The organism is Anaerobiospirillum sp. NML120449 (assembly GCF_023051105.1).
Lineage (GTDB): Bacteria > Pseudomonadota > Gammaproteobacteria > Enterobacterales > Succinivibrionaceae > Anaerobiospirillum.
In genome coordinates, this window is the sequence record NZ_JALKIL010000006.1 from 25,078 (window position 1) to 39,781 (window position 14,704).

General features: G+C 53.9%; 5 protein-coding genes. 4 read left to right on the forward strand and 1 reads right to left on the reverse strand.

The window, feature by feature from the left end; translation table 11 throughout:
- The first annotated feature begins 292 nt into the window (after window positions 1-292).
- The 4 genes from ybgF (at window position 293) to MXE41_RS02955 (ending at window position 12,681) form a co-directional block, all read left to right on the forward strand.
- Window positions 293-1,087 carry a tol-pal system protein YbgF gene (gene ybgF, locus MXE41_RS02940; protein WP_247099304.1) on the forward strand — a complete coding sequence of 265 codons (795 nt, stop codon included), beginning with the start codon at window positions 293-295 and terminating at the stop codon, window positions 1,085-1,087.
- A gap of 465 nt (window positions 1,088-1,552) precedes the next feature.
- The gene (locus MXE41_RS02945; RefSeq protein ID WP_247099305.1) at window positions 1,553-3,586 is read left to right on the forward strand and encodes an autotransporter assembly complex family protein; all 2,034 of its coding nucleotides are present in this window, start codon (window positions 1,553-1,555) and stop codon (window positions 3,584-3,586) included.
- A 2-nt stretch (window positions 3,587-3,588) separates the two neighbouring features.
- On the forward strand, window positions 3,589-9,384 hold the full coding sequence (locus tag MXE41_RS02950; protein WP_247099306.1) for a translocation/assembly module TamB domain-containing protein: 5,796 nt from the start codon (window positions 3,589-3,591) through the stop codon (window positions 9,382-9,384).
- Between the two features lie 840 nt (window positions 9,385-10,224).
- Window positions 10,225-12,681: a class A beta-lactamase-related serine hydrolase gene (locus MXE41_RS02955; RefSeq protein ID WP_247099307.1), complete on the forward strand. Its 2,457-nt coding sequence runs from the start codon at window positions 10,225-10,227 to the stop codon at window positions 12,679-12,681.
- 219 nt (window positions 12,682-12,900) lie between these two features.
- Here MXE41_RS02955 and MXE41_RS02960 read toward each other — a convergent pair whose 3' ends face one another.
- Window positions 12,901-14,070: an alpha/beta hydrolase gene (locus MXE41_RS02960; RefSeq protein WP_246978535.1), complete on the reverse strand. Its 1,170-nt coding sequence runs from the start codon at window positions 14,068-14,070 to the stop codon at window positions 12,901-12,903.
- Between the last annotated feature and the right edge of the window lie 634 nt (window positions 14,071-14,704).

A 14,704-nucleotide genomic window follows, 5' to 3' on the forward strand; every position in this document is an offset into this window, starting at 1 on the left:
GGGCGCAGCCAGGGATGATGCATCATCATGGATAAGAGTCTGAGACGTCATTAGAGCTTTGCGGGTCATGGGCCCGGTGTATGCCGTCCTGAACAACTGGTCATCATCAGCTTAACAGTGCAAATCTGCTGCAGGAGCCGTCAGGTACGGTTCTTACCGGCTGGCCCGGGCTGCGGCCTGTGAGGCTGCCGGATTTTGCAGGTAATGAGTGTTTCTCAGGCGCTCTTAAACAGTGGGTGGCCTTTTCCGGAAACTAGGAGAGTAATAAGTGCAGGTCAAGACTTGGTTGCCATTGAGCTCTTTAGCAATTGCCGTACTGACTTTGTCAGCACCGGCCATGGCCGATACTGCCGCTTTACAAAAACAGATTCAGTCTCAGCAGAATCAGATTTACATGCTGCAGCAGGACATTGCCACCTTAAGAGGTGAAATGGAGCAGCTGCGCTATCTGGTAGCCCGTGGCACCGGCAGTTCAGTGTCATCATCCTCAGGCGGTACTGTGGTTAACATCCCAATGGGTAATACCTCAGGATCAGGCGCCTCATCATCCTCAACTGCCTCCTCAGGTGGCGGTGTCGGCGGCGTAAAAGGCACCGGCGGTGCAGGTCCTGTGACCCCAATGGGCAATGATAATCTGGCAGCTCACAACAAGGGCCCTGTTGCTCCTGCCAAGCCTGCAGGTTCAGGTAACAGCGTACCTCTCAAGGGCGTGGATGCTGATGCCAAGATTGCCTATGAAGGTGCTTATGCCAAGGTGCAGCAAAACGATCTCAAGGGCGCTCAGAGTGCCTTTAAGAGTTATGTTGAGAAATATCCTGACAATGCCCTTACACCAAATGCCTGGTACTGGCTCGGTCAGGTTCAGTACTCTCAGGCCCAGTATGATCAGGCCCGCCTGAGCTTCCTCAATGTAGCCCGCTACAATGACTCTCAGAAGCGTCCTGACGCCCTGTACAAGCTCGGTATGATCAGCAAGTTCCTGGGTGACACTGACAAAGCACTGCGCTACTTCCAGCTGGTTATTCAGAATTATCCAAATGACGCAGCTGCCACCCTGGCAAGCCGCGAGATGCAGCGCCTGCAGTAGCAGAGCCTGCAGCAGCCACTGCCTGCAGTTGCATCTGCAGCGGCCGCCGCAGCGCCGCCACTGCTACAGGGCCGAAAAGGCCGGAGCATGGGCCTGGTACGGGCTGAGGGTGCTGCGTAAATTACCTTTTAAGCGGTCTGTTACATGCCGGACTGCAATGCCGCTAACAGCGGCACATGACATGGCTTTACTGTTTACTGTGACAGGCTGACAGCAGTGATATGCCTGTGATTATGCTTTGTTTTACATCTGACAATGAGCTGCACGGCAATTCAGCTGTGGTTTTACGCTGACAATGAGCTGCAGCCCAGCTCGGCCGTCGTATTTATGAGCAGGCATAATCTTACGAAAAACGATGCTTTTGTGCGCAACAGTACATCTGTATGTGCGGCCTGAGTATCAGGATCTGTGCAGGATCATGCTCGGGTGGTTAATCTCAAAGTCTGGTGCAAGAGGCAATTTTTGATGCTCAAAAACTTTATGATGGGGTCAGTCAGTCAGAAGGACGGGCTGCAGAAAGATAATCTGCAGGTCTGCACTAATCGTGACTGCGCCATTATGAGCGCCTCTGACAGCGACTGCCTGAGGCAGCACCATCATGACTGCACCAGAGCTGTTGAGTGCACTGACATGGCGGCCCCGGCTCCGGCCCCGGCCGTGGCAGGGCCGGAAGCCGGGGCAAAGCCGGCGCTCCGGCCGGGCCGCCTTGCCGCTGCTGTTGCCCTGGCTGTAAGACTGTGCTGTGCCGGTACTCTTGCCGGTGGGGCCGCCGTCATCATGTCCGCCTGCTCGAGCAGTGATCTGCCTGAGCATGAGTCTCTGGTGACCGATCCTGTGTCTTTCAAGGTCGAGGGCATTTCAGGTGAGCTGCTGCAGAATGTTGAGGCTCACTTAAGCGGTATGGCTGTTATTTCCAAGAAGCGCGCCTTTTTCTATGTGCGTGAACTTGAGGAAGTGACTACCAGAGCCCTGCGTGCCTATGGCTACTACCATCCAAAGATCAAGGTAACTCTGCCTGATCGTGCCAAAGAGGAAGATCGTACCGTGGTCATTTCCGTTGACCAGGGCAAGCCTCTTTATATCCGCAATTTCACTGTTGAGGTCCTTGGTGAGGGTCTTGATTACCTGGTATTCCAGGACATCATGGCCAAAAGCGAGCTCAAGTCCTATCAGATTCTCAATCACGGCAAATATGAAAAGCTCAAGAGCGATATCCATCAGACCGCTCTGTCCCTGGGCTTTTTTGACGGCAAATTCTCCTCTGCCCGCATTCTGGTCTATCAGGATCAGAATATGGCCGACATCGAGCTGCTTTACGACAGCGGCAAACGCTACAAATTCGGTGACATCACCATGGATGAAAACACCGCCAGTCTCTTCCTGCCAGGCCGTAATCTGCAGAAGTTTAAAAAGGGCGATGACTTTTCCACCCGTGATATCAACTCCTTTGTTTCGGCTCTCAACCAGACAGGCTACTACAACTCAGTAGACGTGCGTCCTGATGTCAAAAATGCCAGCAATTATGAAGTTCCGCTGGAAATGCATCTGGAGCGCCGTCCTGATAACAATGTCCGTCTGGGTGCCGGTTACAGCACGGACGAAGGCCCGCGTGTGCTCGTAGAGTGGAACAAGCCACTGCTCAATGACAGAGGCGATTCTTTCTCCTCACTGACTACGCTGACGCGTTATACCAATGACGCTACCATGATCTACAAGATCCCGCGCAAAGACCCTAATCTTGACTACTACACGGTAAATGCCTCGCAGACTCATACCGATCTCAATGACACACTGTCTGATCGCTCCGAGTTCTCCATTCACTATGTGGCCAATGAAACAGGCAGCTGGCGTCGTGATTATGCCCTGCGTCTTGAGTATGAAGACTATTCTCAGGGAAGTGAGGAGGACTATGCACTTAACCTCATTCCTGCCCTGACCTTAAGCCGCCGTGAAAGCTCAGGCGGTTTTGACCCGTCACGCGGTTACTCCATCAAGCTTGAGGCATCAGGTGCTTCACGTGGCATTTCTGATGACAGCTTTGTTCAGTTAAAAGGCACCTATCGCGGCATTATTTCCCTTACGGAAAATTCACGTTTCCTCTTTCGTGCCGAGCAGGGCGTGAACATGGGAAAAGATGCTGACAGCCTGCCACCAAGCCTGCGCTTTTTTGCCGGCGGTGATAATTCCATCCGTGGTTTTGGCTACCGTGACCGTGCTCCTTTACAGCCTGACGGTTCAGGTCTTAAGGGTGCAAAGTACCTCACAGCAGGTACAGCAGAAATCCAGTTTCCTTTTGGTGTTCCCAGCTCCCGTCTGGCCCTCTTTCTTGATGCCGGCATGGCAACAGATGACTATGAAGACGATATTCTCTGGGGCCCGGGCATAGGCTACCGTTTCCTGTCACCATACGGCATTGTCCGTGTTGACGTGGCAGCCGGTATTCAGAGCAATCAGGAAACCAATTACCACTTACACTTTGCTTTCGGACCAGAGTTCTAGGCATGGCAAAAGCTTCATCTACTGAGAACAAAGCCCCAGGCGGCCGTGACAGCGGTGCTCATGAAAATGAGCGCCACGCACACTCACGCCTGTTAAAAGGGCTCTCGGCAGAAAGTGAGCCTGCAGCAGGAAAAGGCAAATCTGGTGAGCGCAGCACCAGGAACAGTGACGATATCATCATCAGCAATGGCACCGGCAGGCGCCGTGGCTGGTGCCGCCGCCTGTGCAAATGGGTATTGATGCCTTTTATGATCCTGCTGATGGTACTGATGGCCGTGCTGTACTATTTCCTCGGTACGCTCAATGGTGCCCGTCAGGCTCTTGATATTGCCAATGCCTTTATTCCTGAGTCCATCATTATTGATACCACTATCCAGTCAGGATCGGTGCTTGAGGGCCTGCAGCTTGGTGAGACTCTGGTAGATATCAAGGATATCGTGGCCATCAATGCCGACTCTCTGGTCCTTGATTACGATCTGACCGAACTGACCTCGGGCATGTTCAAGGTTCATACCCTTGAAGCCTCAAATCTGGGCGTCGCTCTGTACGATCAGCTCTTTAACGGACCAAAGGCCCCTGAAGAGCCTGTTGATCCTAACGAGCCTCCTTTCCGTCTGAGCTTCCCTGTAGATATCGAAATCGATAACTTCCATATCAGTGACTTTGCTTTCCGCTCCATGATTGTGGATGTGGAAATCAATGATCTTCAATCAGCTCTGTGGGCCCATAAAGACAATCTGGGTACCCGCAATACTGATGTGGACGTGATCGACGTACACCTCAAGAATTTCAATGATGTAGCCTACGATCAGCAGCAGGCTCAGGCAGCTGCACTTGCCGATCAGCAGCTGGCCATCAGCATTGATGGCAACGTGCTCAGCGGTCAGAAGCTCGAAGACTCGGTAGCCGCCCTGGTTCAGGCCGCTCAGCAGGGTAAGAGCGTAGAAATGCTGCTGGTGCACAACGAGCAGCAGCGCCGTGCTCAGCGCACTGAAGATAAGCTGCTGGGCAGCCTTGACTCCCAGTTTGCTGGCAGCGCAGGCGCCACGGGCGCAACTGGCGCCACCGGTTCTGCCAGCGGTGCCGGCAGCGGCTTCTATCAGCGTCACGACAACAGCGACACCTCCATGAGCAATGCCCGTCGTGTCAACGATTCCCTGTCCTTATTACGCCCAGGTCTGGTGTACTCAGACCCTGAGCTCTTTGCTGACGCCATGGAGTCAGCTCTGCTTAACCGTGCTCCTGTGCCGGCCTTTGTCAATCTGCGTCCTGCCATTGTCGACCCGCGCACCAGCCCGGTAGCCCTCAAAGAATCAGTTACACGTCGCAACAGTGATGATTTTGAGTCCTCACTGCTTGATAAGGTCAACGCTCATGCCGCAGCTCTGGCGGCCAGCCATATCTGCACAGCTGACAGCTGCGATCACGCCTCATTTAATACAGCTTTAAGTGCCGCACCTCTTAATATCAGACCACGTCTGAGCACTGATCTGCCTCGTATTCCTGCTACCTTCGCTCCTACCGATATTACCGGTGTGCCTGATCATCCCGGCTCCAGCGCTCCGGCTACCTGGTCTGAAAAAAGGGTAGCAAGGGCTGCGGCTGCTGCTGCAGCTCTGGCCGCCGCCGCTGACGCCGGGACTGGCTCCGTGGGGGACTTTGGGGCTGGCGCTGCTGGCTACAGTGCCCCTCCGGCTGCTGATGGGGAGCAGGCTGCAGCTCAGGATAATGCCCCTGGTTCTGCTGATCCTGAGGGTGCGGTCAGTGTTGAAAGTGGCATCACCAGCACCAGCGGTGCCGTAGCCAGGGCGGCCGGCAAGTCTGCGCTGGCCGCTGTGGCTGAGTCCAATCGTCAGGTAAGCGATGGCAAGAGCTCAGGTAATGTCGACGTGGATGCCGTATCCGGCTCCACGGCCAGCAGTGTGGCTCAGGCGGCCCGTCTGATGACTGATGAGCGCAGCCAGAAAGTGGTTGCCAAAGCCATTGAGGGTGAAAATCCCAAGGCTCTTATCAAGGAATTTGGTTCTGGCGATGGCCGTATTGAAACCCTGGCAAAGGTAGTTCTGCCTTTTAATATTGAGGTGGACAATTTCAATGCGCGCAAGGTGCGCTACTACCAGGAGGGTTTTGATACCCGTCAGGCTGACATTTCCTTTAATGCCTCCTGGTTTGATACCAATCTCAAGATTTACAACATCGATCTGAGCCATGAGTTCGGTACTGTCCATGCCTCAGGTGATCTCGATCTTAACAACTACTATGACCTCAATTTCGTACTTGAGGGCGAGGGTTTTAAGAACGACATTACCCATGATTTCATGCATGGACTGCTCTATGGCCTCAATGGTGATTTCAGAGTATCAGGCAATCTTACTGACCTGAAGGTAAGAAGTACCCTCAATCTGGGCGGCACTTCCGAGCTCAATGTTCACGCCAATGTGCTCTCAGCGGCTCTGCCTATTACTGTCAGCCTCAGGACCCGCGACTTTACCTGGCCTGTTTTTGGTGACCCTCTGGTCAACGCCCGCTCTATCGATCTGCACACTGCAGGCAATCTGCTTGACGGTGTGGATGTGGATCTCAAGGCACTGATCTCAGGCTTTGACTTTAAGAATGTCAAATCTGATGTCAAGGCGCAGATCTCCTATGAAAAGAGCCATATCGAGAAGTTTGAGGTTAACGGCACCTATCTTGGTGAGCCGGTAAAGGCCAGTGTCCGTGGCGACTTTTTCTATGGCAAGGTCCTTGGTGCTGATGCCCGTGTCTTTGCTCAGGTCAAGGATGCCGGTTTCCTCTCACCAATGCTCAAGGGCGCGCTCAAGATCGATGGTGATTTTGTAGCCATTCTCAATCAGAAAGAGACTGGTCGCAGCGCTGTGTCCATTGCCAGTGAGCCTGCCTATCTGGACAACCGTATCCCTAAGAGTGCTGCCAGAATTGAGGATTTTGATGCCGACACCATTGAGCAGCGTCTCTTTGCTCAGATTAGATCAGGATCGGTCAGCACCAGTGGCAATACCACTGTCTTAAACTCTTCTGCCCGTGGCAAGTCTTCACGCAGAGACAGCGTCGCGGCAGCTGCCGGCAGCATCACCGGCGGTGCCGGATCCGGGTCTGCTGGCAGAGGCGGCCGTGGAGCAACAGTAGTGGCTGCCACAGCTGACAGTGCCGAAGAGCAGCTTCTGGCCGGTATCAGCGCCAATATTGAAACTGCCCGTCATGTAGCCACATCAAAGGCTGTTGATGCTGTTCGTTCAGGTCAGTCTCTGGCTGCCGTACGTCCTATTTCCAAACCTTATCTGCTTGCTGATGGCGTACCTGATGGTCCATATGACATGCTCATTACCCGTCAGGAGTACATTGATGCAGTACGCTTTGTAAATGAAGCAGCTCCTGAGGATGCAGCTGACGATCAGGATAATTTCCTGAGAACAGTAATCAGCAGGGATCTGCCTGAGATCATGACCAATATCCGTCATATCAGAGGCGATCTCTTCATAAACGGACATCAGGCCAGTCTCAATATCACCGATGTGGTAGGAGATATTCATCAGGGCTTCCGTGTTGAGCTTATCAAGTTCACTCAGGCTGACAATGTCATTCTGGCCGAGGGCCAGGTAACCGGCCGTGGTGCTGACCTTAATCTCATTGTTGACCTCAAGGATCTGCACAAGCTCTCACCTGCTGTACATGGATCCATGTCGGCCTACGTTACCAGCTCGGGTAATCTTTCTGATCTGAACTTTGATATCTCAGGATCGGTGCCTGTTTTAAGTACGGGTGAGTCCAGAATACGCAGTCTGGTCTTTAACTCGAGCTTTAATATGCAGACCCGTGCGCTCAACTTTACCGCTCTTGCCGATCGTGTACGCTGGTCAAAGAGTGTGGCTCCGTCACGTCAGTGTTTCATTGACGTTTCCGGCACTCCGCTGCGTCACTCCATTTCAGCCAACTGCAGCGGTGTGGCTGCAGCCTATGTCAATGTGGACGGCAGTCTGGACTTCCCGGCCTCACGCTACAATGCCAATCTGCTTGAACTGTATTTCTTCAGTGAGTCTTCAGGCTCTCTTTCGCTGGTAAATCCTGTCTATGCTGAAATTGACTATGGCAATATCGAAGGTCACATCACCCCTGTAGAGCTCAAGGGTGAAATTGGTGAGCTTAAGATTGCCGAGACCACTTTTACCAGTACAGATGCCCGCAGTCATCTGACTGTACAGAACTTCAATCTCAATTCGCTCAAGGACCTCTTCCCTGACAGTATCAAGATGCAGGTACCACTGAATGTGGATGCCTCGCTGTTAATGAAAAATGGCAAACCTGATATCAAGGTAGCGGTCAACAGTGACAAGGGTGTAGTGTTCTCCACAGCCGGAGCCGGTTTCGTTTACGACCACATGGCCCTAAACGCCCATATTACCCGTGAACTGATGCATACTGAGCTTGATATCGATTTGCGAAACAACCGTGGTCAGATTGATGCCGTGCTTGATATCAGTGATCCGGCCGGAGCAGGCAGGCTGGGCGGCTTCTTCAGGATTAAGGATTTTGATCTGGAGAGCATTTCCAACATTGGCCAGAGCTTTACCGAGCTCAAGGGCTTTACCAATGTTGATACTGTCTTTGCCGGAACCATTGCCCGTCCTATGGTACATGGCACCATCACATCAAAGGGATCGGCCGTACCCCGTTATGACGTAGGTCAGGTAAACGATTTTGATCTGACCATGAAACTCAATGGTCAGTCAGGCGTGCTTGATGGCAAGGTAGTACTCAATGGTGGCGAGCTCAAACTCGGAGGCGATCTGGACTGGTCTTCCGGTGCCAACGGATCTCTGTTTGCCCGTGCCAAAGAGCTGCCTGTATTCCTCGTAGGCTACGGTATTGCCTATGCTGATATCGATACGTCCGTAAAGCTGGGCGATATTATGGATATCTCAGGAACGGTCAATATTCCACGTGCAGCTATCTCGGTAGCCTCAGCAGGCTCAAGCGGCACCTCGGTAAGCTCAGATGAGATTCTGGTGCCGGTTAACGGTACTCAGGCACTGATGAAGGCACCTTCTGCTCCATTTAAGAGCTCCATCAATATTGGTGTGGGCTTTGGCGATGACGTCAGGTTTACTGCCATGGGCATGGTCAAGGGCAATCTTGGTGGCGGCATCAGGATTACCAAGAAGGTCAGCGATGCCGCTGTCAAGGCCAATGGTGAAATCAACGTGATTGACGGCACAGCCGATATTTACGGACGCAAGTTTGACTTTGCCCATGCACGTATCATGTTCTTTGATGATATTGCCGATCCAAATCTCAATATCGAGGTAGTAGCCGATCCTGACTATCTTGAAAGCGATGTAACTGTCGGTGCCCGCGTACTTGGTACCGCAAACGCCCCTGAAATCAAGCTGTTCTCAAGGCCAGTGATGTCAGAAAACGAGATTCTCTCCTACATTCTGTACGGTCACGGACTTGATAAGACCTCGATTAATCAGGACTCTAACAACTCCAATATGCTCCTTGGTCTGGGCGTATCCGGACTTTCAGGTGTAGCTCAGGCTGTAGCCGGCTCCTTTGGTGTTCAGGACGTACAGCTTGCCACTCAGGGCACAGGCGATGAGATGCAGGTAGCCGTTCAGGGCTATATCAACCGCCGTCTGCGTCTGTCCTATGGCTATGGCGTATTCTCAGCTGTAGGTGAGTTCAAGGTACGCTACGAGCTCGTTCAGAATCTCTACGCCGAGTTCGTCTCCAGCATCGACCAGGCCGTCGATCTGGTCTACTCCTTCGAGTTTGACTGATATCAATGCCCCCAGCCCGTCAGCTCAGCCGTTCCGGCTGCGCTGACGGCCGGCCGGCCAGGCAGGCCAGTCGAGCCAGGGAGGCCGTCCTATCAAGCCTGGGAGGACGTTCCATCGAGCCTGAGAGGCTGTCCCATCCCTCCTGCAAATTCCCCTCTCAAGCCTGCAAATCAGGCACATACCTTGCTCTTAACACTGCTATGGCATCATTGTGTCTGGAATCTGGCACTGTCCGAGCTGTGCCCTCAGCACGCAAGTCTGAAGTCCTGCTCCTCAGGATTTCGATGCTCCGTATCAGGTACGCTGGGCCCATGGTATACAGTGCAATGGCCCGCGCCTTAAGTTGCTGTCATCACTGCTTATCAGTTTAAGGACGTTCGCACAGGATGGCCTGACTGATTTTTTGCGCATTCAGGATGCAACGCAGGTCAGCTTTTTTTTTCTGCATAACTGTGATTTTTGCCCCGAAAGGCGGCATGCATCAGAAAAATATCGTTTCCACGTTAATGCGCAGGCCCGTCAGGGCGTTAAAATACCAACACTGACAGAGCTGGCTCACACAGCCCATGCCTGATTACAGTACAGCATAAGAGTGCTGTACCTCAAAGCAGAATACACTCACACCTGACGCCCCGGGCTGTGCCAGTCAGGGCCGCTCACCGGGCAGCCCCTGGCTTTGCCCGTCAGGGCCGCTCATCGGGGCCTCCCCTGGCGGCCAGTCTGCAGTCTGCAGTCTGCAGCTGGCTGCTGGACATGGTCACAAGGCCGGCCTGATTGAGTGCAGCCTGTGCTGACCGCAATTTTGATAATTTAGCTGTTGTAACAAAATAGGAGAACACCATGCAGGGCTTAGATAAAGGCAGTCATTCAAAGACCAGTCATATCCATGCAAAGCACATTGCTGAGCGTCCAGTGCTCAGCAGACTGTCCCGTGCCTGCATGCTGGCTCTTGCCATGCCTGCTGTCTGTGTGAGCGCAGCTGCTCAGGCAGCCCCGGGCGATGCTGACAACAGCCAGGGCCAGGCCCCGATTAATTATGTCCAGCAGGCTCCAGCCGCCGCCCTGCAGGCCGCTCAGGCAGCCCGTGCCGGTCAGCCTGTGGTTCAGGCAGGTCAGCAAGGTCAGCAGCGCAGCTATGCTCAGCCGGCTGCACAGTACGGTCAGTACATGAACTCAGCCCAGCAGCAGGCTCTGGCCCGCCAGCAGGCAATGGCCCAGCAAGGTCAGCCTCAGCAGATGACAGCCGAGCAGGCCCAGCAGCTGCGTATGGCTCAGCAGCAGGCCCTTGCACAGCAGCAGGCCCTTGCACAGCAGCAGGCCCTTGCACAGCAGCAGGCTCAGCAACAGGCCATGGCTGCCCAGCAGGCCCGTGCCCAGCAGGGGCAGCCTCAGCAGCTGACTGCTGAGCAGGTCCAGCAGCTGCGCATGGCTCAACAGCAGGCCATTGCCCAGCAGCAGGCTCAGGCTCAGCAACGCGCCGCAGCTGCCCAGGCACAGCAGCGTGCCGCCCTGCAGGCTCAGGCCCAGCAGCGTGCCGCCGCCGCTCAGGCTCAGCAGCGTGCTGCCCAGGCCCGCCAGAATCAGGACGCAGGTCCAGGCTATGGTGCCCAGTATGTGAATCAGGGTACCTCTGCTGTAGCTGCAGCTGTAGCTGCCGCCTCAGCCGTTCCTGGTCTTGGTCAGGGCACAGAAGAATTTATCCAGCGTATCAAGCACAAGCACAACTGGTTCTACTCAGAGCAAAGTGAGGCTGAAAACCGTATCAATCTGGTTATTCAGACCGGTGCTATCAATGTTCCTGCCCCAAATCTGGCTGTTAATTACGCTGCCAACAAGAAATACATTGGCCATGGCAACGGTCACTACCAGAATCCGGTAATCAATACCGAGCCAGAAAGCTCTATGGTGGAAAAAGAGGATCCGCTTGCTTCCCCATACTACGATCCGCTTACCGGCAAGGTTAATATTCCTGAAAAGGTAAAGGCCGAGCAGCGTCAGGCCCGTGCCGAAGCCGAGCACCGTCGTCGTCTTAACGATGAGGAAAACCGTCTGGCCCGCTACGATCTCGAGCGCTCACGCAAGCTCGATGAGGATCCTGCATATCTTCCTTTTGGCGATTTTGCCCCTCATGAGGCTGACTACCGCCGCATGCCTAAGGAAAAGGACGTATTCTTCGTCTCCTCAGTAAGAGATATTGAGTGGATTCACGACAAGATTGCCCGTATTGAAAAGGAACTGGGCGGTGAGCTGGGCTTTGCCATGTTTGACCAGCATGGCCTCGTGGCCCTCAAGGACAACAGTCCATATCCTCTTCTTGGTTTCAGTAACTTCCAGCTGGCCTATGCCACTGCAGCTCTGATGAGTGTGCGCGGTGAGGATACTTCACAGCCAATTACCTTTAACTTCAACCGTCTCAACCGTGACGTGCCTTCTCCTTTCGTTGAGTCTCTGTATAACAGCCGTCTCAATGGCCTTGACGGTGGCTTTGCCGGTGACCCTAACAGCCTTGCAGCACGCCGTGACAAGGCCAAGCGTAAGGCCGCCCTTGCCAGTGCCGCCAAGCAGCTCAAAAGTGGTAATACCGAGCAGGCCCGTGCCGAAGCCCGTGCCAACGCCAAGTCCCTGAAGGTAAACACCAGCCCTCTGTCTGTAGGCGCCGGTGTTAACGATGGCAATGCCGTACAGTCCAGTATTGGTGAGCTGCTGCATTATGCTCTGTCCTTAAACGATCCTAATGCTTTCAGCGTACTCGTTGATTATCTGGGCTCGCTCAAGACCCTGGAGGTTTTTGCCCAGACTCAGGGTGTCAAGGACATAAAATACAAGGTAACTGAGGTTGACCAGGTTTTAAGTCCAATTCTTACTGACAGCAATACCGCTCCTTTATATCAGAGCGCCCGTATGATGGCTGCATTTACCCAGGACAAGAGTGTCAACCCTCAGGCCCGTCAGACTGTATACGACATGCTGCAGTCCAATCAGTACACCCGAAACCTCATTCAAAAGGGCGTCCGTGAGTCTCTGGATTCAGAAAAGCAGGAAATTATCAACAGCACCCTGATCTACTCTCAGGCCGGTTCATCAGGTTATCTTGACACCCGCCAGCAGCGTCCTGTTGTTCAGGATCTGGCCCTGATTGAGTACCGTGGTCAGCGTGTGGTTATGGCTATTTCAGCCCGCAACATCAAGGGCCCGCTCAACCGTACCCAGATTTACGGCGAAACTGCCATTGCAGAGGCCGCCAAGGTTCTCTTTGATTACGAGAGATACCGCATCAACAACCGCCTCTTCAAGTAATTACCAGGCCCTGCCCAGTGCAGGGCCTTTTCGTATGCGCTGCCATGGCCAGACTGGCTGGCACTGGGCCTGGCGGCAGCCGCGCGCCGCAGGCGCGGCGCAAACAAAAGAGGTCTGTCCCTGCATGAGGGACAGACCTCTTTGTGCTTTTCAGGAGGGCCAGATCATGATGAGCAGGCCGTCCCTGTCATGGCTGTGCCCGTGGCAGGCCAGACATGATTAGTAGTTGAGGTGACGTTTAAAGTAACTGAAGATGGAGTCATAGTACTCGCTGGTACGCTCAGCATCGGCGCTGGCACGGTCGAACCAGTGGAACAGACCCTCAGATACGTTGAGATCAACAGGAACATTGGCGTTGAGCAGATCGTTGGCGTAGCTTACTGATTCCTGAGCAAAGAGGTCAATGTCACCGACAAAGATGTAGGTTGCAGGCAGACGGCTCTTGTCCTGAGCCATTACAGGGGAGAAATAGCCCATGTAATCGGTCTTTGAGATCATCTTCTTACGTGGATCCGGACCCATCCTGGAAACTTCCTCAGGATTGCCATACTGGCTCCAGGCAAAGGCATTGCTCTTTGCAGTCCAGGTAACCTCACCGGCTACAGTTGACTTGTAAGGGCTCTTGTCGGTGCCGGTACGGTAGTCAAGCATAGGGGCAAAGAGAATCTGAGCGGCAATTGGGAAGTCGTAATGATCGCGGTTGTACAGAGCAAGACCGGCAGCCAGGTTACCACCGGCGCTTTCACCCCATAAGAAGATGTGGTCCTGATCAATCCTGTATTCGGCTGCGTTGTTATACAGGTAATCAAGAGCGCTGTAGCTGTCAACCAGAGCTGCAGGGAATGGCTTTTCAGAGCTCAGACGGTAGCGTGGTACGGCAACCAGAGACTGAGTGGTGTTGGCAATCATCTGCATGTGGGCAGCCTCATAGTAGGCAGTGCGGAACAGATAGCCGCCACCGTGGCTGAAGAGAATGAGAGGACGGTCGGCACGGCGGATGCCCTTGCGCTCACCTTCCTTGTAAACAGGGCAGGTGGCAGTGGACTTCTCACAGAACTGAGGCTCATACAGGGCGACCTCAATTTCAGTGCCGTCAAGCTCGCTCTTGACCTTGATGAGCTTTGGCTTGATGTCGGTAAACTTCATGGTGTCAGCAGCCGACTTGTTGAAGGCATTGACCTTGTCCATTGAGTCATATTCAGCCATAAATTTTGGAGCCTCCTCGCGGTACTCAAAAGCAATACGCTCGATCTCTTTGATCTCAGGTGCCTTGTCAGCAGCGCCGGCAGGGAAGGCCAGCATGCCGGCACTTAAAACTGCACCGGCCAGAGCGGTGGTAACAGCTTTGCTAAGAGAAGACAGACGGGAACTCTTGTTTGACTTGATCATGATCTCTCCCAAAAATGATACTAACAGCTGCAAGATAGTTAACTTTACCCCTGATATCAAGGGGACGGAAATCTATGTGTGCCCTTGCTGTGTCCGGGCACATGTAAGCGGCAGTTACTGATACTGCCGGCAGTATGAGCATGTGAAGGCAGACACCGGGCATGCAGCACCATGGCGCGGCCATGGGCGCTGCATGCTCAGGCTGCGCCGCAGGCAGCAGCCGCGCCAGGGCGCGCTGCTGGTGGCGTTATCGCTTTTCCTGAACTTAAGGAATTTAAGGCCTGGTCTTAAGGCTGGGGTGAGCCCTGAGCTGATGTCAGGGGCGTTAATGATGACTACATAATGAGTCATGATGATTAGCACAGACCTGGACACAGCAAAAACATTTCATCTGGGCACTGAGCGCAGGTGCGGTCCCGGCGCCAGGACTGCCCGGGTACGTGCCCTTAAGCCACTGGTATTGCGCCGGGCTGCCACCGGTCCGGCACGGGCCATCTCTAAGGCTCAGGCATCAGGGATTATGCCTGAGCCTGGAGGCCAGTGCCGGGGCGACGGTATTGCGCCGGGCCGTGCAGAAATGAACAGGGCTCCCTGAGGTCATATGAAATTTCATATGTTCCCGGGGAGCCCTGGG